The following is a 24,260-nucleotide window of genomic DNA, read 5'->3' on the forward strand; positions in this document are numbered from 1 at the left end:
CGCTCCGCGATTCGTTTCCGGGAATGTACCGGAAATGGGACGGAATTGGGACTTTGAGGTGCCGGCGCCCGATCACCGTGGCTTGCGAAACCAGGCGTGCAGGAAGTCGACGAGGGTTCTGACCTTGGCCGGGAGGTAGCGGCGATGCGGATAGATCGCATAGATGCCGCGGTCGCGGGGGAGGAAATCGTCGAACAGCGTGACGAGTTCGCCGGTAGCGATTTTCGGGCGGGCGATGAAATCCGGGATGATCGATACGCCGAGGCCGGAGACGGTGGCTCTGAGGGCTGCAAGCGGGCTGTTGACCTCGATCGGGCCGCGGACGGGCACGGTGAAGGCCGAACCATCGGGCTCGACGAAGCGCCAGTTGGAATAGGAGCGGCCATTGGTATCGAGAATGCAGGGCAGCTTGGAAAGGTCCGTCGGGTGAGCGATGGGGCCAGATTTTTCCAGGAATTCCGGGGCAGCGCAGATCAGCACCTGGAAATCGTCGAGCTTGCGGGCGATCAGCGTCGAATCTTCGAGCCGGGTGATGCGGATGGCGACGTCGAAGCCTTCCTCGACCAGATCGACGAAACGGTCGTCGGAGATGATTTCGAGCGAGAGTTCGGGATGCTGCTTGCCGAAATCGACCAGCGACTGGCCGATGTCGGCATCGACGAAGGTGCGCGGCGCGGTGATGCGTAGCCGTCCCTTCAGGTCGGAATTGTTGGCGCGCACGAGATCGGCGAGATTGTCGATCTCCTTCAGGATTTCCGACGCGGTGCGATAGTAGGTGTGGCCAGCCTCGGTCAGCGAGAACTGCCGTGTCGTGCGGTTGAGGAGCAGCGCACCGAGTTCATCCTCGAGCTCGCGCACATATTTCGAAAGCAGCGCCTTCGACTTGCCGACACGCCTTGCGGCGGCCGAGAACCCCTCGGCGTCCACGACATCGATAAAGGCGCGGATGCGGGTGAGTGTGTCCATGGCGATCTTTCTTTCGTGCTCTCAATCGTGCTTCGCCGATTCGCCGGCGAAGGCCTCTTTCCGCGTCGATAATGCAGACGGCAGATTGTCCGTCGCTTGCGTCATTGCGCCGGGTTCTGCCTTCAGTGCCTGTTCTTATAAATAATAGTCTTCTTTCAATGCTTTAGCGTTGTGGACGATCTGGCGCCAAGCGTTCAAAATTTGTGAACATCGACAGTTTTGCCCGGCTGGAAAAAAATTCAACCGCGGTTGTGAAAAAACTCTTGATTACGACGGGCTTTTTTCTTACCTACGCCCTTGCCCAAAGTCGCACGTGCCTGTGGGTGTCCGCCGACCCTCGATTAGGTGAGGGTATCGGTAAGGTACCTGGAACTAACCCCTCCAGTCGCTATTCCGGCCAACCGGGAAATGCGAGGACATCTTGAAGCAACGACGGTGCGGGCCTTTCTGGTGTCTGCCGGCTTTCCAACAGCCGGGGTTACTGAAGAGGCACACCTTCATTGCCGGAAGTGCGGTTGGGTTATTCCCTCCAATCCATGGCAGACAAAGCCGAATTGAAGCCTAGGCGGGCTTTGATTCACCGTTCGCGCATCGAGCGCATGCATGGTTCCGGGGTCTCCACCGGCTGGTTCCAGAGCATGTGCGCGTATGCCCTTTGTCCTCCGCGAAAGCGGGGCATCTTGGATCAGGGGAATATGGCCATGACCACGGCTCGCATCATCGACTTCATCAACACCCGACGACCGGAAGGCCCGTGCCTTGTTGTCGACCTCGACGTCGTGCGCAACAATTTCAAGGCTTTCCGCCATGCGATGCCGGACAGCTCGATCTATTATGCGGTCAAGGCAAACCCGGCGCCGGAAATCCTGCGCCTGCTCGCCGGCATGGGCTCCTCCTTCGATTGCGCGTCCGTCGCCGAAATCGAAATGGCACTCGACGCCGGTGCGACCGCGAGCCGCGTCTCCTATGGCAACACCATCAAGAAGGAGCGCGACATTGCCCGCGCCCACGCGCTTGGGGTCAACCTGTTCGCGGTCGACAGCCACGAGGAAGTGGAGAAGGTTGCCCGCGCAGCCCCCGGCGCTCGCGTGTTCTGCCGCGTCCTGACCGATGGTGAAGGCGCCGAATGGCCGCTGTCGCGCAAGTTCGGCTGCGTCCCGCAGATGGCCGTCGACGTGCTCGTCTACGCCCACCAGCATGGCCTCGTTTCCTACGGCGTCTCGTTCCATGTCGGTTCGCAGATGACGAAGCTGGATGCCTGGGATCAGGCCCTTGCCGATGCCAAGCGCGTCTTCGTGCAACTGGCCAAGCAGGGCATCGAGCTCAAGATGGTCAACATGGGCGGTGGCTTCCCGACGAAGTACCTGAAGGACGTGCCGACGGCGGAAGCCTATGGCCAGGCGATCTTCGGCGCGCTGAAGAAGCACTTCGGCAACCACATCCCGGAAACGATCATCGAGCCCGGTCGCGGCATGGTCGGCAACGCCGGCGTGATCAAGGCGGAAGTCGTTCTCGTCTCGAAGAAGTCGGACAACGACGCCCATCGCTGGGTGTTCCTCGACATCGGCAAGTTCGGCGGACTCGCCGAAACCATGGACGAAGCGATCCGCTACCCGATCCGTACGGCGCGCGATGGCGACGAAATGGAGCCTTGCGTGCTCGCCGGCCCGACCTGCGATTCGGCCGACGTGCTCTATGAGAAGAACATGTATCCGCTGCCGATCACCCTTTCGATCGGCGACGAGGTTCTGATCGAAGGTACCGGCGCCTATACGACGACCTACTCGGCCGTCGCCTTCAACGGCTTCGAGCCGCTGAAGGCCTATGTGATCTGATCCGGCCTGCTCCCGTCCTCGGGCGGGAGCGCCACTTCACAATTTTCGTTCGGTCCGCCTGAAGCGGTTTTGATGACGGGAGGCCCCGATGGCCGCTGTTGTTGACGCCCTGCGCGCGTTTTTCGCGCCCACTACATTTGTAATCGATGCGGAGAATCCGGGCGACGTCGTCGCGCGCGAGAACCTGCTCGACCGTGCCATGGGGCCGGAGCGCCGCCGCAAGTCGTCGGAGAAGCTGCGCAGCGGCCGGCTGCCGGCCGAAGGCCTTGCCTTCGTCGCCCGCGATGTCGACGGTCACGTGATCGGCACGGTCCGGCTCTGGAACGTCGAGGCCGGCGTCAGCCGTGAGGGCCATGCCGTGCCGGCGCTGCTGCTCGGTCCGCTCGCAGTCGACCCCGCCCATGAGGGCAAGGGCATCGGCGGCATGCTGATGCGGGCCGCGATCGAAGAGGCCAAGAACCGCGGCCATGGCGCGATCCTGCTCGTCGGTGATGCTGCCTATTACGAGCGCTTCGGCTTCTTTGCCAGCCGCACCCAGCATCTGGTGATGCCAGGGCCGTTCGAACGCGACCGGTTCCTGGCGCTCGAGCTTCGGGACAACTGGCTCGAGGGCACCGCCGGCCTGATCGTCGCCAGCGGCCGCAAGCTCGCCATGCCGCCGGTTCGCCGCGCCGCCTGAGATCTCTTTCCGCCGCCAACCCTGCGGTGGCGGATTTTTCGCTGCTCCCTCGCTGGTCCGATCTGATCGGCGAGGGGGCAGACGCATGACATGCCGGGCGCTCCCTGCTGATCGGTTTGTGATCTTCCTTGACAAGGCAGCGCCGCTGACCTGTCCTTGCGCCAAGGCCTCGTTGCAGGCGGATGGAAGTCTCGCGCATGGATCCGTTCATTTTCGGGGCAGCGACCCTGCTGCCCTTTCTACTGACATCCTTCATCATCGAACTGACGCCGGGACCGAACATGGCCTACCTCGCCATGGTCGCGGCCTCGGAGGGGCGCAGGCCCGGCATGGCGACCGTCGCCGGCGTGGCGCTCGGCCTGGCGATCGTCGGCCTTGCCGCATCCTTCGGGGTCGCCGAGTTCGTCGGCCAGTCGGACATGCTCTATGGGGCGCTTCGCTGGGCAGGCGTCGGCTTCCTGCTCTATCTCGCCTTCGAGGCCTGGAACGGTGACGGTGAGGAGGCGGGGCCGAGCGGCAAGCCCGCATCCTTCTATTTCCGGCGTGGCCTGATCACAAATCTGCTCAATCCGAAGGCGGCGCTGTTCTTCGTCACCGTGCTTCCGACCTTCGTCGACGATACACGCCCGCTCTTGCCCCAGAACCTGACGCTTGCCGCGCTCTATGTGGGGGTCGCGACCGCGGTTCATGCCGCGATCGTGCTTCTGGCCGGGGCGTTGGAGCCGGTCCTCAACTCGCCGGCACGCGAACGGTTGGTGCGGCGTGTGCTCGCGCTGATGCTTGCGGCCGTGGCGATCTGGTTCGGCTGGTCGACGCGCCGTTAAGGCGGGTCAGGACGGGCTCTCGACCTCGCGGGCGTCGTAGCAGACGAAGGCCAGCTTGTTGCCGTCGGGATCACGCACATAGGCCGCGTAGAAGCCATCGCCATATTGCGGACGGAAGCCTGGTTTTCCCTCTTCGCTGCCGCCGCGCGCCATGGCGGTCTCGAACAGCCGGTCGATGACCTCGGCGCTTTCCACCAGGAAGGCGGTCATCGCACCGTTGCCGACCGAGGCGGCTTTCCCGTCGAAGGGGTGGCAGGCAAAGAAACGGGGCGCCTTGTCATCATCCTTTCGACCCCAGGAGGAAACCTGCTCGTCGCAGTAGCAGCGCTCCTGGCCGATCAGCGCCATCACCGGATCGTAGAAGCGCTCTGCGCGCCTCAGGTCCGCCGTTCCGACCATGGTGTAGCCGATCATGCCTGTCTCCTCGCCTTGCCTGATGGGGGTGGTCCGTTTCGGTGGCAAGTCGTCTCACACCTGCTTTAGGCACGCAACAGCGGCGATCGGGATTGGAAGGAATGACCGATCGTGTCCGCGTCACCGCCCGCTTTTTCACGCGGGCTATTCGCCGTCGAGATAGGCGCGCCCGCGGCCGGACAGGCGATAGCCGACATCGAGGCTTTCGGTGAGGCCGAGCTCCTTCAATTTGCGGATGCGCGCCTTGAGCTTCAGTTTCTCCATGCCGATGGCGGCGCTCAGCTCCGCTGCGGTCGTCCCGTCACGGACGGCGATCAGCTGCAGTACCGGACGCGTCCAGCCCATGCCGGCGCTGTCGTCGAAGCGCGCGAGCTTGCGGTCGATTTCTGCCCGTCCTTCACCGTCGAGGTCAGCCGCTTCCCGCAGGGCGATGCGTGGATCGTCGCCGGCCCGGTGGAAGGCGATGCGATAGCAGCGCCCTTCGGTGCGCGCGGTAAGCTCCTTCGCGAGGGCGGCGCGATCGGCAAAGCCGGCTTTGCGGGCATCGCTGTCGGTAATCGCGCCTTCGTCGATCTCGTCGACGGCATCGATAGCGAGAACACCGACTGCGGTGCGTAAGCTACCGCCGTCCTTGACAGTCGGCTTGGTCCAACGCCGGAAGGCCAAGGTTACGTCGCCGCTGGCGATGCCAGCGAGCACGTTTTGGCGAAACAGCATTTCAGGCGGTGGCGCGGCGATAGAGGGCGAGCGAGCCGGCGAGCGCCAGCAAGGCGCCGCCGCAGAGGCGGTCGAGCCAGACGGCGCCGGAACGCTTGAGGAAAGCTGCAGCCTTCGCGCCGAGCAGCGCATAGCCGAACATCACGGTAAAATCGACGACTGCGAAGACGAGCGCAAGCATGGCGTATTGCGACGCCTGTGGTGCCGTCGGATCGATGAACTGCGGCAGGAAGGCGGTGAAGAACAGATAACCCTTGGGATTGGTGACAGCGACCAGGAAGCTTTTGAGGAAAATCGCGGCAGAGGAAACGGGAGCCGCGCTGCCGGCTTCGTTTGCCACCTGGATCGTCCCTTTCGACCGCAGCAGCATGATGCCGAGAAAGGCCAGATAGCCCGCGCCCAGCCATTTGACGACGGTAAACCAGAATTCGGAGGCCGCCAGCAGCGCGCCGAGGCCAAGCGCGACCGCGCCGATCAGCACGAAATCGGAGAGGACGGCGCCGACCATGCCGGCGATTGCGCGCCGCACCCCGTAGCGCGATCCGTTGGTGAGTGCGAGGAGGACCGTCGGGCCCGGTGTCGCGATGCCGATGAAGGCAACCAGCGCGAATGCGAGTATCGTCATTTCGGTCATGAGTTCCTCCCTCGTCGTCTCCTTCAGTCGTCCCACAGCTTTTGCGCGTGCGCAATCGTCTTTCGCGGGGTCGCAGCCGCATTTCCGGGCCTGGTTTGACAGTCGAGGCGGCATCCCCTATGGAAGCGGCAGGGTGAAGGTCCCTGCCGTCCGCGAGCGTCATGCTTTGGTGAAGTCCTTCTTTTGAGACACGGTCAGCCGAAACGGCATGCGAACCGGTGGCAATGCGGGCTCCCATCTTCAAGGAATGCATGCCGCTGCAGGAGACCTTCTCATGACGCGCGGATCAATCCCGCTTCCCTCGCTCGACGCCCTGAAAGACCAGGCCAAGCGTCTGCGCATCCGCCTCGCATCCGAAGGCGAAACCATCGGCCATTCCCGCTCGCTCGAGCTGATCGCCGCACAATATGGCTATCGCGACTGGAACACGCTGCATGCCGCCGTCGGCAACCGGCCGCCCTTCAATCCCTGGATGCTCGGGTCCCGCGTGAAGGGGCGCTATCTCGGCCAGACCTTCGAAGGCGAGATCCTGGGCGTCCAGGCGATCGCGGCGCAGCCGGGACGCTATCGTCTGACGATGAAATTCGACCAGCCCGTCGACGTCGTCACCTTCGAGAGCTTCTCGGCCTTCCGCCAGCGGGTCACCGCGACGGTGGACGAGAGTGGCCGTACGGTCGAAAAAACCTCCAACGGGATCCCGCAACTCGAACTTGAATGGTGAGGCGCGGCCACCGCCTGCCGAGGCCCTGCGGACATGTTCGTTTCCGTTCCGGCGCCGAAGTTCAACCCAACGTCCCCGAGGCCAGCGCCTTCCGGGGACGTTTTCGTTTACGGGATGATGACGGGCGCGCCGTGCTGAGCGCGCGGTCCTGCCGGCCCCTTCGGACATCACGCTTCCCAAGTCAGTTGCGAATGGGATGCATTTGCACTATTGATGTTGTTGCAAATGATTTGCAGAAGCAGGTGGATCGTTGCTTGCCCCAGTCAGGCGCGGTGCGGTGCGTGTTACCCAATGAGGGAGAGGGGCGAATATGGACAAGCCGACAAGACCGGACCTGCTGCGAAGGCGCAGTCTGCTGATGGGCGGGCTGGCGGCAGCGGGTGGAACGGCGATCTGCACCAGCGCCGCCTTGGGTCAACAACAGGCGAGCCATGTCGGTCATGCCGCGCCATCGGGAGCGGCGGGACAGGAGCCGATGCCGGCCATGGGGCATGGCGCGATGATGACGGTCGGCGAGGTCGATAGCGCCGTCAACGGCTTCGACCCGACGGAGATGCTCACAGATTGGGACACGGGCACGGTTTCGACGCTGCCGGACGGACGGACGCTGCGCACCTTCGAGATGACGGCGGAGGACCGTGAGATCGAAATCGCGCCCGGCATCAAATTTCCCGCCTGGACCTATAACGGTCGGGTCCCCGGGCCGGCGCTCCGGGCGAAGGAAGGCGAGCGGCTGCGGATCGTCTTTCGCAACTATGCTTCGCATCCGCACTCGATCCATTTCCACGGTATTCACGCGGCGCGCATGGACGGCGTTCCTGGGGCCGGCATGGTCGATCCGGGTGACGAATTTATCTATGAGTTCGATGCCAAGCCCTTCGGCTGCCATCTCTACCACTGCCATGCGATGCCGTTGCGCCGGCACATCCACAAGGGCATGTACGGCGCCTTCGTGATCGATCCCGACCCGGAGCGCCGGCCGGAGCATGTGGAGGTCGCCCGCTCCAGGCTGCTCGGCACACCAGAGAATGCCGGCTGGCAGGAACTGGTGATGGTGATGAATGCCTTCGACACCAATTTCGATGCCGAGAACGAATTCTATGCGGTCAACACCATCGCGCACGCCTTCATGAAACGGCCGATCCGGATCGTGAAGGGCAGGCCGGTGCGCATCTATCTCATCAACGTCATCGAGTTCGACCCGATCAACTCCTTCCACCTGCACGCCAATTTCTTCGACTATTACGATCAGGGCACGACGTTGACGCCGACTTTGAAAACCGTCGATCTCATCACCCAGTGCCAGGCGCAGCGCGGCATCCTCGAATTCACCTTCACTGAGCACGAACCCGGCCTCTACATGTTCCACCCGCACCAGACCGAGTTCACTGAGCTCGGTTGGGTCGGCATGTTCGACGTGGTGGAGGCGCTCGCATGAACGAGATGCCAAGAGCTGCCATTCGCGCGGCAAAGACCAACCTGGTGTGGCTGGCGTTGCCTCTTATCGTCTTTGGCATCGCCGTTGCCTGGCTCGTATCGACCGATCCGTTGTCGGGCTTCCGCAACGGCGCGCCGCCGGTCGAAAACCTCACCTTCGAAAGAACCGTTCTCGACGATAGTGGTCTCAGTCTGCTTGTTCGCGCCGGCGGATCGGAACCGATGACGGTGGCGCAGGTCCAGGTGGACGACGCCTATTGGCAATTCGCTCAGGACCCGCCGGGGCCGATCGCACGCGGTGGGGCCGCATGGCTGAAACTGCCATTTCCATGGATGCTTGGCGAGGCGCATGCCGTGAAGGTGGTGACCAACACCGGCGCCACGTTTGCGCACGACATCGCCGTCGCCGTGCCGACACCGCAGGCGACGCCGGGCCAGTTGCGGCTGCAGGCCGTGGTCGGGATTATCGTCGGCATCGTGCCCGTGGCCGTCGGGCTGATGTTCTATCCGGTGCTGCGTGGTGTTGGGCGCGAGGGCATGGCCTTTCTGCTGTCGCTGACGATCGGCCTGCTCGGCTTCCTGCTGGTCGATGCGAGTGGCGAGGCGCTCGAGCTTGCCGGCGAAGCCGCGGCGATCTTCCAGGGGCCAGTCATGGTGGTGCTGGCGGCTTTAAGCAGTTTCCTCCTGCTGATGGCAATCGGCCGGCGAAGCGGTGCGCCGACCGGGCTGGCGCTCTCCACCTACATCGCGCTCGGCATCGGCCTGCACAATCTTGGCGAGGGGCTGGCGATCGGGGCCGCCTTTGCGGCCGGCTCGGCCGGGCTCGGCACCTTCCTCGTGCTCGGCTTTGCGCTCCACAATGTCACAGAAGGCATCGGCATCGCCGCGCCGATCCTGAAGAAGAGGCCGCCGTTCTCGGTCTTCGTCGGTTTGACGCTGCTGGCGGGCAGCCCGGCCGTCATCGGCATGTGGCTCGGGAGCCTTGCCGCCTCGGCGCAATGGTCCGCCTTGGCGCTGGCGATCGGGGCAGGCGCGATCCTGCAGGTGATCGTCGAAGTGGGCGCCTATCTGATGCGTCAGAGCGAGCGCAGGAGCGACGTGTTCCTGACGCCGCCGGTTTTGGCCGGCCTCGCAGCCGGTGCGGCATTCATGTATGCCACCGCGGCGCTGGTGAAGATCTGACAGGCAACAGGATGGGTCAGACGATCGTCTGGTCCATCTCCGCTGCCGGAATTTCATCGACGCGATGGATGCGCACGACGGTTGCCGGCACGCCCGCGACGGTGGTGCGCGGCGGAACGGTCTTGAGGACGACACTGCCGGCGGCGACCTTGCTATGGGCGCCGACCTCGATATTGCCGAGGATCTTGGCGCCGGCGCCGAGCATCACGCCGCGGCCGATCTTCGGGTGGCGGTCTCCGGTTTCCTTGCCGGTACCGCCGAGCGTGACGTTCTGCAGGATCGAGACCTGATCTTCGATGACCGAGGTTTCTCCGATGACGATGCCGGAGCCATGGTCGAGCATGACAGCCTTGCCGATGCAGGCGGCCGGATGAATGTCAGGTCCGAAGACGAGCGAGGCGAGGTTCGAAAGCCAGTTCGCGACCTCACGGCGGCCGTCGACCCAGAGCTGGTGAGCAGCGCGGTAGGTCTGCAGTGCCTGAAAGCCCTTGAGGTTCACCAGCACATGCTTGAGGCCCGGGCAGGCCGGGTCACGCTCCTTCACCGCCTGAAGATCGGCTTCGGTCGCCAGCAGGATCTGAGGGTTTGTCTTGAAGACGTCGGCGAGCAGCTGCGCAAGCGAGCTTTCGTCGACGCGCGCGACGGCCAAGCCGGCTGCGAGCACGCCGGCCAGCAATTCGGCATCCGATCCGGCATCGATGATCGGCATCAGGGCGGGCGCCATGACCGGTTCACGTGCGGCAAGCGCGCGCGCTTCCGCCCGGATCAGGCTCCAGACCGCGCCATCGGCGAGCGGTGCCGCAAGCGAGCCTTCGTACCGTAGCGTCTCAATCAATGCGGTCATGCGCCACCGTTTATCCCGCGATATCGACGACGCCGCAGTCGCCCTCGGCCGAGCCGAAGGCCAGCTGCCGGCCATCCTTGTTCCACGCCATGGCGGTGATTGCGCCCTTGCCGGGACGGCGCAGCAGCACTTCCTTGCTGTCGGCAAAGCGTGCGCCGAGGATCATGCCGTCCTGATAGCCGATGGCGACGATATCTTCAGCCGGATGGCAGCAGACGGAGGTCACCATGATGTCGGCGCGGGTGCCGAGTTCGAGCGGCGCCTTGCCCATCGGGCCGTCCTTGCCCTGGAAGGGCCATACGATGGCAGCCGGCGCGCCCGAGGATGCGAGCCACTTGCCCTTGGCCGACCAGGAAAAGGACTTCACCTTGGCCGGATAGCCGGTCATGCGCATGTGGCGCGCTTCGGCGCCGGGCTTGGCGTCGAGCTTCCAGCCGTGCAGCGCGTTTTCCTGCATCGTGGTGACGAGGAAGCGGCCGTCGGGTGAGAAGGTGACGCCGGTGTGGGCGCCCTTCCATTCGAGGTCGATCGGCTGGCCCGATGTGCCGACCCAGTGCAACGACACGCCGTTGTAGCGCGCTGCGGCGACGCGAAGGCCTTTCGGCGCGAAGGCGAGGCCTTCGACCGTGCGTTGCTCGGCGAATTCCTTCGTCGGGCCGTCGGCAAGCTTCACGTGCGTGGTCTTGCCATAGGCATAGCCAACGGCACCTTGCGGGCCGGCGGCAACCTGGGCGATCCACTTGCGCGGCGCTTCGGCGACCAGCGCCGTGGTACCGTCGGCGGCGGTGCGCATGACCTTGCCATCTTCGCCGCCCGTCAGCAGCGTATCGTTGGCTTCGTCGACCACGAGCGAGAGCAGGCCCTCGTGGACCTCCGTCGTCTTGTGGCCGAGGTCGAGGCGGTGGATGGCGCCGATGGCTTCGGCGAAGAAGGGGACGCCTTTGAGAAAGGCCACGCCGACGACGTGACCTTCGAGATCGAGGGGAGCGACAGTCGGCATCAGTTCGGCTGCGCCTCGCAGGCCTTGAAGGTGCGCTCGAGCTTTTCGCGGTCGAGGTCACGGCCGATGAAGACGAGGCGGCTTTCGCGCTTTTCGCCTTCCTTCCACGCACGCTGGTGATCGCCCTCGATGATCATGTGAACGCCCTGAACGACGTAACGCTCGGCGTCGCCAGCAAAGGCGATGATGCCCTTCAGGCGCAGGATGTTCGGGCCGTCCGTCTGGGTGATCTTCTGGATCCAGGGGAAGAAGCGATCCGGGTTCATCTCGCCGCCGCGCAGCGAGATCGACTGCACCGTCACGTCGTGGATCGGCGAGGGGGCATCGTGGTGGTGATGATGGTCGTGATCGTGGTCATGATCATGGTGGTGATGGTGATGATCGTGGCCGCAATCCGGACCGCAGGTGTGATCGTGTTCGTGATCGTCCTGGTCGAGGAAGTGCGGATCGTTTTCCAGCGCCTTTTCGAGATTGAAGGCGCCCTGGTCGAGGACCTTGGCGAGATCGATCTCGGAGCGCTGGGTGCGATAGATGCGGGCCGACGGATTGATGACGCGCACGGTCGCCTCGATGCGCTCCAGTTCCTCGGGCGTGACGAGGTCGGTCTTGTTGAGCAGCACGACATCGGCGAAGGCGATCTGGTCTTCGGCCTCGCGGCTGTCCTTGAGGCGCAGCGGCAGGTGCTTGGCGTCGACCAGCGCGACGACGGCGTCAAGCTCGGTCTTGGCGCGCACGTCGTCGTCCATGAAGAAGGTCTGGGCGACCGGGACCGGGTCGGCAAGGCCCGTGGTCTCGACGATGATCGCATCGAAGCGGCCGGGGCGGCGCATCAGGCCTTCCACCACGCGGATCAGGTCGCCGCGCACGGTGCAGCAGACGCAGCCGTTGTTCATCTCGTAGATTTCCTCGTCGGATTCCACGATCAGGTCGTTGTCGATGCCGATCTCGCCGAACTCGTTGACGATGACCGCGTATTTGCGGCCATGGTTCTCGCTGAGGATGCGGTTCAAAAGCGTCGTCTTGCCGGCGCCGAGATAGCCGGTGAGCACGGTGACGGGGATCGGCTTCTGCGGGGATGTTTCGGTCATGGGAACCTCTGGGATTTCCGGATGCGGGAGCAGGCATCCTAGTCGCGTCTCATATAGGAGATGCGGCGGCGATGCGCAAATGGCGCAGGCGATTTTGCCGGTCGGGCGGCGTTGATCGCTGCGATCCCGATAACCCTCCTTTCATCAAGATCGGCGAGAGTGCGCAGCACATCGAGGGGGTGCGCACGTGAAGACGATTTCCATCAACGGCCGGTTCCTGACCCAGCCGCTTACGGGCGTGCAGCGCTTCGCCCGCGAGATGACCCGGGCGCTCGATCAGCGCATCGCTTCGGGTGCCGTGCCGCATGCGCTGAAGGGCGTGCGCTGGCGGCTCCTTTCTCCCGGCAAGGCTGTCTACGATCTCGGCCTCAAGGCGATTTCGGTGGAGCGCTTCGGCTCCGGCCCGGGCCATCTGTGGGAGCAGGGGCCACTCTTCTGGCGGTCACGCCGCGACACGCTCATCGGCTTCGGCGGTAGTGGGCCGGTGCTGCATGGCGACCAGGTGGTGGTGATCCACGACGTTACACTCTTTCGCCATCCGGCCTCCTTTGGCCGCGGCTACCGGCTGTTCCACGGGGCGCTCGGTTTCCTTCTGGCACGACGGGCAAAGATCGGGACCGTGTCGAATTTTTCGCGCAAGGAACTCGCAGACGTGTTCCGCGTGCCGGCGCCCGGTATCGACGTTATCTACAACGCGACAGATCACTTCGCGGATCTTCAGCCGGACGACGGCATCATCGGCCGCCTTGGCCTTGCCGATACGCCCTTCTTCCTGCTTGTCGGCACCCTGAAACCCAACAAGAATGTCGAGTTCGCTGTCCGCGCCTTCGAGACCCTTGGCGCCCGCGACCACAAGCTGGTCGTGGTGGGCGGCACCGATCCGTCGGTTTTTCGCGATATCGCGCCGACGTCGAAGGGCAATCTGATCTTTCCCGGACGTCTGACCGACGCGGAGATCGCCGGGCTGCAACGCCGCGCTGTCGCCTTCGTCTTTCCGAGCCTTTACGAAGGTTTCGGCATCCCGCCGCTGGAGGCGATGACGCAAGGCTGCCCCGTGCTTGCCGCCGACATTCCACCGGTGCGCGAGGCCTGCGGCGATGCGGTGCGCTACTTCGATCCGTTGAAGACGGAAACGCTGGTCGAGGCAATGCGGATGATTTCGGCCGACGCGACTTTGCGTCGTGAGTTGACGCATGCCGGTTACGACAATGCCAAGCGCTTTTCCTGGGATGGAAGCGCGGTGGTGCTGCTCAACATGCTGGCTGCCAGCCGGGCTTGATGGCTGCGGAGGGCGTTAGAGGTCGAGCACGCGCATCGGGTCCAACCGCCCGCGCAGCATATCCAAGACGGCGATGACGTTGCCCTTCAGCCGACCGCGGCGGTCGACGAGGCCTTGCGACCTGACGCTGCCGAGGATGTTGGCAGCGACGTTGCCCCCCATCAGACGCAGCGCCCATTTGAGGCCGACCGTGCCCTTGTTGCGCAGATAGAGCGGATTGGCGACCTGCGAGTAGCCGAAACGCAAACCCGAGGTGCGGCCGCGCTTGTTGCCGAGATGGACGCCGCGCAATCTCTGTGACTTGACGATGCGCCCGCGTGACGCAAGCCGCCGGCAGAAATCGACGTCCTCCTGCCAGCCGTAGAGCGGCAGGCGCTCGTCGAAGCGGGTGTGCTCGACGGCGATCGCCGCAACACGGAAGGCCATGTTGCAGCCGTAGGCATTGAAGGCGGGCGTGATTTGATCCTCGGGCGCGGGACCGGCGTCGCCATGGAGGATCGCCTTCGCATCGGCCACCGAAATGCCGGGTCCGTGAATGCCGTCTGCCAGAACCAGGCCGGTTGCAACGACGATATCCGCCTCGCGCGCAAACAATCGCTCGGTCTCTGCGAGAAAGTCATGGTGTGGCAGGAAGTCGTCGTCGAAGAAGACGATCAGGTCGGCGGTCGTCGCGTGGTCGAGGATCGCATTGCGCTGCGCGCTCGAGCCTTTGCTGCCCCTAACGACGCGGACGTCGGCTGCGAGGGCACTGAGGCGGTTTTCGTCGATGTCCTCGGGCGCGCTCGGGCAGACCAGGATGGAGTCCGGCAAGCGGGTCTGCCGCGTCAGATGCATCAGGGTGTCCGAAAGGACTTCGCGGCGGCCCGCGGTCGCTATGCCGACGACGATGTTCATGGCGGACTCTCCGAACGTTTCGGCGGCGATCTAACCGGAAATTCGTGCAGTTTTTCTTAGCGCAATTGCTTCCAGCCCTATGGGGCGGCAAGCTTCGGAGCCCGCATCATCAGCCGCAATTGGTTGAGTGCGAGCAGGCACAGGACGCCGCCCCCGAGGATGCCGGCGCCGATCGCGAGATAGCTGGTTTCGCCGGCGAGCGCGAAGGCGAAGCCGGCCGTGGCGAGCCCTGCGGCGGCAAGAAGCACCGGCGGCCAGGGGAGGTCGAAGGGAAGCACCGCCATCAGGCGCAGACCGAAGGCGGTCGCAAGGACCGCGCCGATCGCACCACCGGTCGCAAGCGCCGTATCGATCGGGCCTGCGACAACCAGTGCCGCGAGCGCCCCGAGGTTCAGCAGCAGGCAGTCGATGACGGCGAGCAGAAGGATCAGCGCAAGACGCTGCTTCAGGTGCAGCGGCGTCGGCAACATGATCTGCGTCAGCGTGCGGGCAAGCGAAATGAGGATGATCGCAGGCGCCGTGGCGAGGAACCCCTGCTGCAGGTCCGGGCTGATGACGACCCACGTGACCGGCAGGAGCACCGCAAAGATGCCGGCCGCCATCATCAGCGCGAAGCTGGCAAGCAGGGCATAGTATTGCCCGAGCGTCCGGGCGAGGTCCGCGCGGTTGTCGGTCCGGTCGTGGGCGGCGACGATTTCGGGGTACTGGATCGCCTGAAGCGCCGAAACGATGAGCACGAAGGGCCGCTGCAAAAGGTCGAGCGCCAACAGCGCGCCGGCGGCACCCCTCGCTCCGAGAACGGATGTCAGCAGCGTCTTGAGGGCGAGCGGCGCGAACATGGCGGCCGTTGCAGCGCCGGCCGAAACGCTGCCATAGACGAGGTGCTTGCGGAAGCGCGCAGTCTCCAGTGCAACGGTCGGTCGCGCTGCCGGGTTGCGGGAAAGAACCGAGGCGAGCAGGCCGTAGGCAGCGTAGCCGGCCAGAAGCCCCGTGACCGTCGAGAGGAAGGTGGGCGAGGCCAATGCCCCGGCGAGCGTGCCGACTGCCAGAATTGTGGCGCGTGATCCCTGCAACACGGAAAAGGCGCGAAAGTCCTGACGAAACCGCAGCATCGTCAGATGCAGGTCGCTGCCCCCTTGCGCGATCGACACCAGGCCGCCGACAAGGGCGACGACCGGCGGCACGCCGAAGAACACGGCTATCGAGGCTGCGGCCAGGCAGAGTGCTGCGCAGACCGTCGCTTCAACGAGGATCGTGCGCCGCTCAGCCGCCTCGCTGTCAGCGTCCGGCCCCGGATAGAAGCGGGTGCACGCGAAGCGCACCCATTCGAAAGCGGCGATCGCTGCGAATTGGCAGATCGAGACGAACAGCGAATAGCTGGCGTAGTCCGCAGGCGCCAGCCAATGGGCGACGATGATCAGCAGGCCGAAGGCGATGACGGCCTGATAAAAATAGGCGCCGAGCGCTATGATCTTCGCCATGGGTTCTCTGCTCTTCCAACGGACGTCCTTGATAGCGCAAAACCGCAAAGAAAGTGTTTGCCGGGCGTCGCTTCACGCGTCAGGCGAGTTCAGACGGGTCGAAATCCCTGACGTCTTCGAGCAGTTCGACAAGGCCTTTGACGGCATGGGCAAGCAGCGCCTCGCCGCGCGCAGCCGTTGCGGCTGACGCGTTGCCGGCAACGCCATCGGCGTTGAGGTCGCGCATCTTCCAGCCGAAGGCATGCGGGCCGTAGGCACGCAGATGCTTGAAGCGACCGGCAAAGTCGCGCTGACGCGAGGGGAAATCGGACGTTTTTGTCGTGTCCACCTTGTCGGGATGCAGCGCCAGCATCACCGAAGTCTCGATATCGCCGCCGTGAATGTCGAAGGCCTTGTCTTCTGGCGCGATCCAGCCGTCCGGCTGGCCGAAGCGGGTCCAGCTGGTTGCGACCGCCAGCATGTTCAAGCGCACGCGCGCTTCGGTCGCGACGATCGTCATCAACGGCGAATTGCCGCCGTGGGCGTTCAGCATCACGAGCTTGCGAATACCAAGGCCATGGAGATCCCCGGCGATGCCGAGCCAGCGCTCCACGGCCTCGTCATAGGCGAGCGTGCGGGTGCCGGCGACATCCATGTGCTCGATCGAGTAGCCGACCGGCTCGGCCGGCAGGAAGGTTACAGGCAGATCGGCGGGAAGGACGGCGATGGTGCGGGAGACGATCCCCTGGGCAATCAGCGTGTCGGTTTCGAAGGGCAGGTGAGGTCCGTGCTGCTCATGCGCGCCGAGTGGCAGCACCGCGATCCAGTCGCGGCGGGCGTCAGGCGGAAGGTCGGCCGGATTGTCCTGCCATCGCGGCTCGGGCATCGACATTTCTCTTCGATCCTCCACGTCAATTGTCGTAAAATTGTTATTTGAGTCATACAGTTCGTAATCGCAAGCTGTATTGTTATAAGTGTTCGAGACGGGATTCGGCAGGAGGTCCAATGGGCAAGAAGAACAAGGCCGAAAAGAAGGGCAAGAACGGCAAGAAGAAGGACGAGCTCCTGATCGAGCCTCACGATCTTGCCGCCGTCCTTGTCCAGGCTGCGCGGTCGATGCGCACCGTGCTCTCCCGCAATCTGCTCGAAAGCGGCCTCTATGCCGGACAGGATGGCGTCATGCTGGCGCTGGCCGAGACCGACGGTCTGACGGCCGGCGGGCTCGCGGTCAAGCTCGGCGTCAAGGCGCCGACCATGACCCGCACCATCGGCCGCATGGAAGCGCAGGGCTTTCTCGAGCGGCGGCCGGACGACGATGATGCACGGCTCACCAAGGTCTATCTCACTGAGCCCGGCCGCAACCGGCTGCAGACGATCGCCGAGGCCGGTCAGCATTCTGAAAAGCTCGCGACCCGTGGTCTGACCGACAAGCAGGTTCGCACGCTGATGAAGCTGCTGCGCGCCGTTGACAGCAATCTCCAGGCTGCGCGCGCGGCCGACTGAACCGGATTTGCCGCATATTGCCGCGGCGATTTAAACAGTTTAAATAGGGATTTAAATTTATGGCACGCGCGCCGTCTCACAGGCGCGCGAAGGATGCCGAACGTTTGACGCACCGCTCCTGGCTGGGGTTCGTGCGGATGGGGCGAAACAGGGCTTACAGGGGGCATCGTGGCGCAAAAGGTCAAGCTTTCGACGATCGCGGAAACACTCGGTCTTTCGACGGCGACGGTATCCCTGGCCCTGCGTGACAGCCCGCTGGTGGCGACGGTCACCCGCGACAAGATCAAGGAACAGGCGCGCGCGCTCGGCTATATCTACAACCGCCGCGCCGCCAGTCTCAGGACATCGCGATCGGGCATCATCGGCGTCGTCGTGCACGACATCATGAACCCGTTCTACGGTGAAATCCTCAAGGCGATCGAGGCCGAACTCGACCGCGACAAGCAGACCTTCATTCTTTCCAATCACTACGATTCCGTCGACAAGCAGCGCGATTTCATCGAGACGCTGCTGCAGCTCGGCGGCGACGGCGTCATCATGTCGCCGGCGATCGGCACGCCGCTGGAGGACATCCAGCTCGCCGAGGACAACGGCATGCCGGCGATCCTGATCGCCCGCTCGATCGAGGGCGTGGACGTGCCGATCTTCCGCGGCGACGACGCCTACGGCATCTCGCTTGCCGCCAACCACCTGATCGGCCTTGGCCACCGCTGCATCGCCATGGTCGGCGGCACGGACGAGACCTCCACCGGACGCGACCGCTACCAGGGCTACGTCAACGCGCTGCGCAAGGCCAACATCGAGGTCGATCCGGAACTGCGCATTCCCGGGCCCCGCACGAAGCAGGGCGGCTTCGAGGCCGCAGTGCACCTGCTTTCGCTGCCGCAGAAGCCGACCGCGGTCGTTTGTTGGAACGACCTCGTGGCGATCGGCATGATGAACGGCATCGCGCGCGCCGGCCTCGTGCCGGGCGTCGACATCTCCGTGACCGGCTACGACGACCTGGAAGAGGCGTCGATCGCGACGCCGGCGCTCACCACCGTCTGGAATGGGCAGGCCGATGTCGGCCGCAGTGCTGCCCGCGCACTACTCGACAAGCTCTCCGGCAGCCATGAGCCGGATGGAATTCACCTGATCAAGCCGGAGATGCGCATCCGGCAGTCGACCGGCCCCTTGCGGGTCATCGCCTGAGGTCCATCACCCGCAAGGAAAATTGCCATGTCTGCCCGCATTCGCGTTCTCGTGCCCGGAAAAATCAATCCGCGGGTGATCGATCGTCTGGCGGAACGGTTCGACGTGGTGCGGATCGAAGGTGCCGATGCGACGCTGGTGACGCCGCAGATGCAGGACGTCAAGGCGATCGCCGTTTCCGGGCGCGTGCCGGCTGCACTGATGGACGCCCTGCCGCAGCTTGAGATCATCGCCAATTTCGGCGTCGGCTACGACGGGGTGGAGGTCGGGCATGCCGCGGCCAAGGGAATTGCCGTCAGCAACACGCCCGACGTCCTGACGGAAGAAGTGGCCGATACCGCGGTCGGGCTGCTGCTCAACACGCTCCGTCAATTGCCGCAGGCGGAGCAATGGCTGCGCCAAGGTCGCTGGAGCCGCGAGGGCGCGTTCCCGCTATCTCCGCTGTCGCTGCGGGGTCGAAGCGTCGGTCTTTACGGTCTTGGACGCATCGGTCTTGCGATTGCCAAGCGGCTCGAAGCCTTCGGCGTATCGATCGCCTACCATACGCGCAGCCCGCGCGAAGGCCTTGCCTATGCCTACCATTCGACGCTGACGGGGCTCGCAGCTGCGGTCGACACGCTTGTTGTCATCGTACCCGGCACCGAGGCGACGCGGCGGACGGTCAATGCCGAGGTGCTTGCCGCGCTTGGCGGCAATGGGGTGCTGATCAATGTCGGACGCGGCTCGACGGTCGACGAACAGGCCTTGATCGCGGCGCTTCAGGCGGGCGTGATCGCCGGTGCCGGTCTCGATGTCTTCGAGAACGAGCCGCAGGTGCCGGAGGCGCTTGTGGCGCTGCCGAATGTTTCGCTCCTGCCGCACGTGGCCTCTGCCTCGGTGGTGACGCGCAACGCCATGGCCGACCTCGTCGCCGACAACGTCGTGGCGTGGTTCTCGACCGGCAAAGCGCTGACGCCCGTGCCGGAAACACCGTTCACGCGACGCGCGGACTAAGGCCCGACGTCGACGCGCCAGGCGCAAGGTCAAACAGATAGCTCAGGCGGCCAGACGACCGGCGGCGTAGGTTCTGACCGCATCGCCGAACGCCTTGAACAGGCTCGCCGACGGCGTGTCCGTGCGCACCCAATATTCCGGATGCCATTGCACGCCGACGGCAAAGGCCTTGGAGCCGATCACCGAGACGGCCTCGATCGTGCCGTCGTCGGCAACCGCTTCGACCGCAAGACGGGGCGCGGCAGCGCCGATCGCCTGGCGATGGAGCGAGTTGACGCGGATGCGGCCGGCGCCGAGCACCGGCGCGAGGCAGCTTCCTTCCTTGACGATCACGTCCTGGCGGATGCCGTAGGCGACGTCGAGTTCCTTCACGTCGGGCTTGCGGTGATCCCAGATGCCCGGCTGGTCCTGAATTTCGGAGGCGAGCGTGCCGCCGAGCGCGACGTTCAGTTCCTGAATGCCGCGACAGATGGCGAGAAGCGGCACGCCGCGCTCCAGCGCGCGGGTGATGAGCGGCAGGCTGGTCGCGTCGCGGCCGGGATCGAAGGGGCCGTCGCTCTCCTTGGCCTCGGCTCCATAAAGCGAGGGATGGACGTTCGAGCGGGCGCCACTTGCCAGCACGCCGTCGACGCGGTCGAGGATCTCGTCGATGTCGTTGCCGGTCTCGAGTGCCGGGATGAGGAAGGGCATGACGCCGGCGCCTTCGACGGCGGCGCGGACATATTGATGGGCAACGACATGCCAGACATTGCCGTCGAATTCGCGGAAATCGCACGGGATGGCAACGACAGGTTTCGACATCATCAGGCTCCGTTGGATGCTTGAGAAAAGCCTTGCCTTCAGTTGCAGATGAAAGTCAACTGAGAAGGTGGTGAGCGCGATCGTCGCGCCGATCCCGGGCAGCGAGACAGGAGGAGCGATCCGAAACGGCAGGAAATCGCAGGTATTTCTTCAAGAACGAGTAACCATCACAGGCGCAAGTTTGGGATCATCTACGGGCGTCGCAGAATTGTCGAAGTTGCGATCAAGCCGTTTTATTGTGCGAATGCCTATGTTTGGTTGTAGAAACCGAGTATTGTCCCGTGCGGTTCGCACTACTGAGTTGAACTCTTGGGAGATTTCGGCGAAGACCCGTGGTTTTGCTGGGATTCGGTACATTTTTCGGGGCGTTAGACGAAATCTTTCGTTAAGTCATCACCCCTAACAATCCGGTAAACCGGAGCTTGGTTCATGATGCGACTTGGACAGAGCGCTCTTCCGACTGACGTGTATCTGTCATCCGTGAGCTCGCTCTACGAACATCGCAAAACGCTGGTGATCGGCATGCTGTCGCATGTCGTGACGTTCCTGCTCGTCTATCTGAAAACCAGTGATCCGCTCTATCTCGCCTGCTCCGGTGTGATCTTCGTCCTCTGGGCGCTGCGCAATCTCGACATGGCGCGGTTCGACCGGCAGGATTTCTCCAATGCCGATCGGGCGATGGTCCGCAAGTGGGAGAACCGCTACATCGTCGGCGGCGTCAGCGTCACGCTCACCTGCGGTATTGCCTGTGGCTACGCCATCGCCATCAGCCAGGACCCCTTTTCCGAGCTCGCCACCATTTCGGTGACGCTTGCGTCGATGATTTCGCTCGTCGGTCGCAATTACGGCTCCGAGCGGGCCGTGCTCCTCTTGTCTTCCTCGGCCTGCCTGCCGATCGTCATCGGCCTGATCACGCTGCAGGACGTGTTCATGCTGGCGCTTGCCGTGCTGATCCTGCCCTTCATCCTGTCCACCTGGATGATGGCCAACAATGTGCGCGCCTTCCTCTATGAAAACGTGATGGCAGCGCGCGAGATCGCCACGATCGCCGGCCAGTTCGACACGGCGCTCAACAACATGACGCATGGGCTGTTCATGCTTGATGCTGATGGCCGGGTGGTCGTCGCCAACGAGCGGGCCTGCGAATTGCTGGCCCTCGGCGACCGCACCGAACTCAAGGGCTGGTTGCTCGATGATGTGATCCGGCGCGGCGCCCGGCGCATGCGGCTCGATCCGGACAAGACCAAGGCCATTTCGCGCCAGCTCGACCTTCTGCTCAAGGGCAAGCGGCCGCAGGTGCTGATCCCCGTCAGCGAAGAGCTGCATCTGGAATTTTCGGCGAGCCGCCGCGATAACGGCGACACGGTGCTGATTTTTGAAGACGTGACCGCGCGCGTCCAGGCGGAAAAGCAGATCCTGCATATGGTGCGGTTCGACAAGCTGACGCAGCTGCCGAGCCGCGACTATTTCGGGGAGCTGGTGCAGGCGACGGTGAGCGCGGACGACACGGCCGAACGGTTGGTCGGGTTGATGGTTCTCGACGTAACGGAATTCAAGCACGTCAATGACATGCGCGGCCATATCGTCGGCGACAGACTGCTTCATGCGATTGCCGGCCGGCTAAGGGTGCTTGCCGGTGACGATGCGATCGTCGCGCGGCTGATGGGCGACGAGTTCGTCGTGTTCATTCCCGGTGGCAGTGACGCTATTGCACTCGAAGAGCGGATGCGCGGACTTCATGCCGATCTGCGCGACACTTACGAAGCCGGCGGCTTCACCTTCAGCATGACGATGAGCGCTGGCATCGTCATCGCTTCGAGCCTCGACCTCAAGCTCGAGGACTTGCAGATCAAGGCGGATCTTGCGCTTTCGGAAACAAAGCTGCGCAACCGCGGCGGCTGCACGGCCTTCGAGGCCGAGATGGATGCACGCTACGTCGATCGCCAGAAGCTGAAGGCCGACCTGCGCGAGGCGATCAACGCCCGCAGCCTGACGCTCTCCTACCAGCCGATGTTCGCCCCGAACGGCGGGCGCGTGGAGTGCTGCGAGGCGTTGGCGCGGTGGACCCATCCGGAACGCGGGCCGGTGCCGCCGAACGTATTCATCCAGCTTGCCGAAGAGCTCGGGCTGGTCACGGAAATCACCCGCTTTGTTCTCGATCAGGCGTGCCGGGACTGCATGAACTGGCCGGGCGACGTATCGGTGTCGGTCAACCTGTCGGTGCTCGACCTTCGCAGCAGCGAAATCGTGGTCATGGTCACGGACGCACTTCGCGTAACCGGTCTCGATGCCGCGCGGCTGCATCTGGAAGTGACGGAAAGCTGCCTGATGGACGAGCCGCTGAAGGTGCAGGCGATCCTGCGCGAACTGCGCGGACTGGGCATCACGATCGCCATCGACGATTTCGGCACCGGCTACTCGAGCCTCAGCTATCTCGATGCGCTGCCGGTCGACATCATCAAGATCGACCGTTCCTTCGTGCGCAACATCCGCGAGGATTCTCGGCGCTTCAAGCTTCTGCGTGGGACCGCCAACCTTGCCCGCGCGCTCGGCCTGCGCATCGTCGTCGAAGGTGTCGAGACGGCGGACCAGCTACAACTTATCAACGAGCACAATTGTGCCGATTTGATACAGGGCTTCGTCTTTGCCGCGCCCATGCCGGCTTCGGCCATTGCTACGCTTTGCAAGAATGGTGTGCCAAAACGAGGCGCAAAAACCACCAGCAAGCGCATCGCCTAACCCCTGAAATCTTCTGGAAACTGTCCTGTTTTACTACTGGTTTTCCGGTAGCAAGTCATTGATTAGGTGCGCCAAATTGATTCCGCTTTGGTGCGCTTGATTTCAAATCGAGCAAATAAGTTCACGAATTTTTATGGTTAACGAAAAGTTAACGGTGAACTGTTTCGATTTGCGGTTGCCGCCCCATCACCCGTCAATAGGTTAACGATTTGTTAACCATGAGGTGTTGAGTATGGGTGAGACGATTCACCAGGCTGAGCCTGGGCGCTTTTCTGAAAAACTGATGCAATTGCTCGATCGCGTCGAATACCGGCGGGTCGAAACCGGCGAGGACATGGAGGACATCGCGCGGCTGCGCTACAAGTCCTACAAGTCCGTCAATCTGATGGAGTTGACCGGCTCGACGCTGATCGACGATCTCGATTTCGACAGTCACGCCTATGTCTTCGGTCTCTATCTCGACGAAGTGCTTGTCAGCACCGTGCGCGTTCATCATGTGACGCCGGATCATCGCGCCAGCACGTCGGGCATGATCTTCGCTCCCGAGATCGACGCGTTCCTCGATGCCGGCATGGTGCTGGTCGATCCCGGCCGGTTGGCGGTCGATCCTGACGTGATCGGCGACGAGATGCGGGCGCTTCCCTATCTGACGCTGCGACCGGTCGCGATGGCGTGCGAGTACTTCGCTGCCGACCGCTGCCTGACGGCCTGCCGTCCGCGCCACGCGGCTTTCTACAAGCGCATCTTTGCGTCGGAGACGGTTGTCGCCAAGCGCGAGAACCTCGGTGTCTACAATGCCGACGGCGCGCTTCTGGTGGCACAGGTGCGGGGGCAGCGGCCGTCGATCCTCGACCGCTACCCGGTCTTCGATTCCGAACCGTTCGAACGCCGCATGATGTTTGCCGACCGCAGCGAGGTGCCGTTTGCGCCGCTGACGATCCTGCCGACCGCGCGCATGGCGCAGACCGGCTACGGCCGCTCCTACCGGACGTCCGTCTTCCGGTAAGCGGCCTCGATTGCGAATGCGAATTCGGGGCGCGTCGAGGCGCGCCGCACCTT

23 protein-coding genes are annotated in these 24,260 nt (G+C 63.7%); 12 read left to right on the forward strand and 11 right to left on the reverse strand.

Going from position 1 to position 24,260, the window contains the following annotated elements; genetic code table 11:
• Positions 1-72 precede the first annotated feature (72 nt).
• Positions 73-966 carry a LysR family transcriptional regulator gene (locus ASD01_RS33635; RefSeq protein WP_034786968.1) on the reverse strand — a complete coding sequence of 298 codons (894 nt, stop codon included), beginning with the start codon at positions 964-966 and terminating at the stop codon, positions 73-75.
• 695 nt (positions 967-1,661) lie between these two features.
• Between ASD01_RS33635 and odc2 the strand changes: the two genes are divergently transcribed.
• The 3 genes from odc2 to ASD01_RS33650 all read left to right on the forward strand — a co-directional run bounded on the left by odc2 (position 1,662) and on the right by ASD01_RS33650 (position 4,304).
• Positions 1,662-2,801 (forward strand): ornithine/lysine decarboxylase, encoded by a 1,140-nt coding sequence (odc2, locus tag ASD01_RS33640; protein ID WP_218686560.1) that lies wholly within the window; start codon positions 1,662-1,664, stop codon positions 2,799-2,801.
• A gap of 88 nt (positions 2,802-2,889) precedes the next feature.
• Positions 2,890-3,480: a GNAT family N-acetyltransferase gene (locus tag ASD01_RS33645; protein WP_034786966.1), complete on the forward strand. Its 591-nt coding sequence runs from the start codon at positions 2,890-2,892 to the stop codon at positions 3,478-3,480.
• A gap of 197 nt (positions 3,481-3,677) precedes the next feature.
• Complete coding sequence (locus ASD01_RS33650; RefSeq protein WP_034786964.1) at positions 3,678-4,304, forward strand: LysE family translocator; 627 nt, start codon at positions 3,678-3,680, stop codon at positions 4,302-4,304.
• Positions 4,305-4,310: 6 nt separating this feature from the next.
• Here the strand turns inward: ASD01_RS33650 and ASD01_RS33655 are convergent, their stop codons facing one another.
• The 3 genes from ASD01_RS33655 to ASD01_RS33665 form a co-directional block, all read right to left on the reverse strand.
• Positions 4,311-4,718: a VOC family protein gene (locus ASD01_RS33655; protein ID WP_034786961.1), complete on the reverse strand. Its 408-nt coding sequence runs from the start codon at positions 4,716-4,718 to the stop codon at positions 4,311-4,313.
• Positions 4,719-4,862: 144 nt separating this feature from the next.
• Positions 4,863-5,435, reverse strand: coding sequence for an ASCH domain-containing protein (locus ASD01_RS33660; RefSeq protein ID WP_034786960.1), 573 nt, complete (start codon positions 5,433-5,435; stop codon positions 4,863-4,865).
• Between the two features lies 1 nt (position 5,436).
• Positions 5,437-6,069 (reverse strand): LysE family translocator, encoded by a 633-nt coding sequence (locus ASD01_RS33665; protein WP_034786957.1) that lies wholly within the window; start codon positions 6,067-6,069, stop codon positions 5,437-5,439.
• A 274-nt stretch (positions 6,070-6,343) separates the two neighbouring features.
• On the opposite strand from ASD01_RS33665, the gene ASD01_RS33670 reads away from it, so the two are divergent.
• From ASD01_RS33670 to ASD01_RS33680, 3 genes are all read left to right on the forward strand, one after another.
• Entirely contained in the window at positions 6,344-6,790 is a 447-nt protein-coding gene (locus tag ASD01_RS33670) for a glyoxalase superfamily protein (RefSeq protein WP_034786954.1), read from the forward strand.
• A 310-nt stretch (positions 6,791-7,100) separates the two neighbouring features.
• Positions 7,101-8,228, forward strand: a complete 1,128-nt coding sequence (locus ASD01_RS33675; protein ID WP_034786951.1) for a multicopper oxidase domain-containing protein — start codon at positions 7,101-7,103, stop codon at positions 8,226-8,228.
• A complete protein-coding gene (locus tag ASD01_RS33680) occupies positions 8,225-9,409 on the forward strand; it encodes a ZIP family metal transporter (protein ID WP_034786948.1) in 1,185 nt (394 codons plus the stop codon). Before ASD01_RS33675 ends, ASD01_RS33680 begins: the two co-directional genes overlap by 4 nt.
• A gap of 16 nt (positions 9,410-9,425) precedes the next feature.
• Here ASD01_RS33680 and cysE read toward each other — a convergent pair whose 3' ends face one another.
• Genes cysE through ASD01_RS33695 form a run of 3 tightly spaced genes read right to left on the reverse strand, consistent with a single transcriptional unit; the run spans position 9,426 to position 12,341 of the window.
• Positions 9,426-10,253 carry a serine O-acetyltransferase gene (gene cysE, locus ASD01_RS33685; RefSeq protein WP_034786945.1) on the reverse strand — a complete coding sequence of 276 codons (828 nt, stop codon included), beginning with the start codon at positions 10,251-10,253 and terminating at the stop codon, positions 9,426-9,428.
• Between the two features lie 10 nt (positions 10,254-10,263).
• On the reverse strand, positions 10,264-11,253 hold the full coding sequence (locus ASD01_RS33690) for a WD40 repeat domain-containing protein (RefSeq protein WP_060645018.1): 990 nt from the start codon (positions 11,251-11,253) through the stop codon (positions 10,264-10,266).
• Positions 11,253-12,341, reverse strand: a complete 1,089-nt coding sequence (locus ASD01_RS33695) for a CobW family GTP-binding protein (protein ID WP_034786931.1) — start codon at positions 12,339-12,341, stop codon at positions 11,253-11,255. The genes ASD01_RS33690 and ASD01_RS33695 overlap by 1 nt, the downstream gene beginning before the upstream one ends.
• A gap of 187 nt (positions 12,342-12,528) precedes the next feature.
• Between ASD01_RS33695 and ASD01_RS33700 the strand changes: the two genes are divergently transcribed.
• Complete coding sequence (locus ASD01_RS33700) at positions 12,529-13,620, forward strand: glycosyltransferase family 4 protein (RefSeq protein WP_034786928.1); 1,092 nt, start codon at positions 12,529-12,531, stop codon at positions 13,618-13,620.
• Positions 13,621-13,635: 15 nt separating this feature from the next.
• On the opposite strand, the gene ASD01_RS33705 is transcribed toward ASD01_RS33700, so the two are convergent.
• The 3 genes from ASD01_RS33705 to ASD01_RS33715 all read right to left on the reverse strand — a co-directional run bounded on the left by ASD01_RS33705 (position 13,636) and on the right by ASD01_RS33715 (position 16,866).
• A complete protein-coding gene (locus ASD01_RS33705; protein ID WP_034786925.1) occupies positions 13,636-14,514 on the reverse strand; it encodes a glycosyltransferase family 2 protein in 879 nt (292 codons plus the stop codon).
• Positions 14,515-14,591: 77 nt separating this feature from the next.
• On the reverse strand, positions 14,592-15,995 hold the full coding sequence (locus tag ASD01_RS33710; RefSeq protein WP_034786923.1) for a hypothetical protein: 1,404 nt from the start codon (positions 15,993-15,995) through the stop codon (positions 14,592-14,594).
• 79 nt (positions 15,996-16,074) lie between these two features.
• A complete protein-coding gene (locus tag ASD01_RS33715; protein ID WP_034786920.1) occupies positions 16,075-16,866 on the reverse strand; it encodes a creatininase family protein in 792 nt (263 codons plus the stop codon).
• A gap of 113 nt (positions 16,867-16,979) precedes the next feature.
• On the opposite strand from ASD01_RS33715, the gene ASD01_RS33720 reads away from it, so the two are divergent.
• The 3 genes from ASD01_RS33720 to ASD01_RS33730 all read left to right on the forward strand — a co-directional run bounded on the left by ASD01_RS33720 (position 16,980) and on the right by ASD01_RS33730 (position 19,661).
• Positions 16,980-17,477, forward strand: coding sequence for a MarR family winged helix-turn-helix transcriptional regulator (locus ASD01_RS33720; protein ID WP_034786917.1), 498 nt, complete (start codon positions 16,980-16,982; stop codon positions 17,475-17,477).
• Positions 17,478-17,645: 168 nt separating this feature from the next.
• Positions 17,646-18,668, forward strand: a complete 1,023-nt coding sequence (locus tag ASD01_RS33725) for a LacI family DNA-binding transcriptional regulator (protein ID WP_034786913.1) — start codon at positions 17,646-17,648, stop codon at positions 18,666-18,668.
• Positions 18,669-18,695: 27 nt separating this feature from the next.
• On the forward strand, positions 18,696-19,661 hold the full coding sequence (locus ASD01_RS33730) for a 2-hydroxyacid dehydrogenase (protein ID WP_060530584.1): 966 nt from the start codon (positions 18,696-18,698) through the stop codon (positions 19,659-19,661).
• 42 nt (positions 19,662-19,703) lie between these two features.
• Here ASD01_RS33730 and ASD01_RS33735 read toward each other — a convergent pair whose 3' ends face one another.
• Positions 19,704-20,462 (reverse strand): gamma-glutamyl-gamma-aminobutyrate hydrolase family protein, encoded by a 759-nt coding sequence (locus tag ASD01_RS33735; protein ID WP_034787271.1) that lies wholly within the window; start codon positions 20,460-20,462, stop codon positions 19,704-19,706.
• A gap of 429 nt (positions 20,463-20,891) precedes the next feature.
• On the opposite strand from ASD01_RS33735, the gene ASD01_RS33740 reads away from it, so the two are divergent.
• Entirely contained in the window at positions 20,892-23,201 is a 2,310-nt protein-coding gene (locus ASD01_RS33740; protein WP_034786908.1) for a putative bifunctional diguanylate cyclase/phosphodiesterase, read from the forward strand.
• A gap of 232 nt (positions 23,202-23,433) precedes the next feature.
• Positions 23,434-24,207, forward strand: coding sequence for an N-acyl amino acid synthase FeeM domain-containing protein (locus ASD01_RS33745; protein ID WP_034786904.1), 774 nt, complete (start codon positions 23,434-23,436; stop codon positions 24,205-24,207).
• The last annotated feature ends 53 nt before the right edge of the window (positions 24,208-24,260 follow it).

The sequence above is a fragment of the Ensifer sp. Root423 genome (genome assembly GCF_001426275.1).
Classification (GTDB): domain Bacteria; phylum Pseudomonadota; class Alphaproteobacteria; order Rhizobiales; family Rhizobiaceae; genus Ensifer; species Ensifer adhaerens.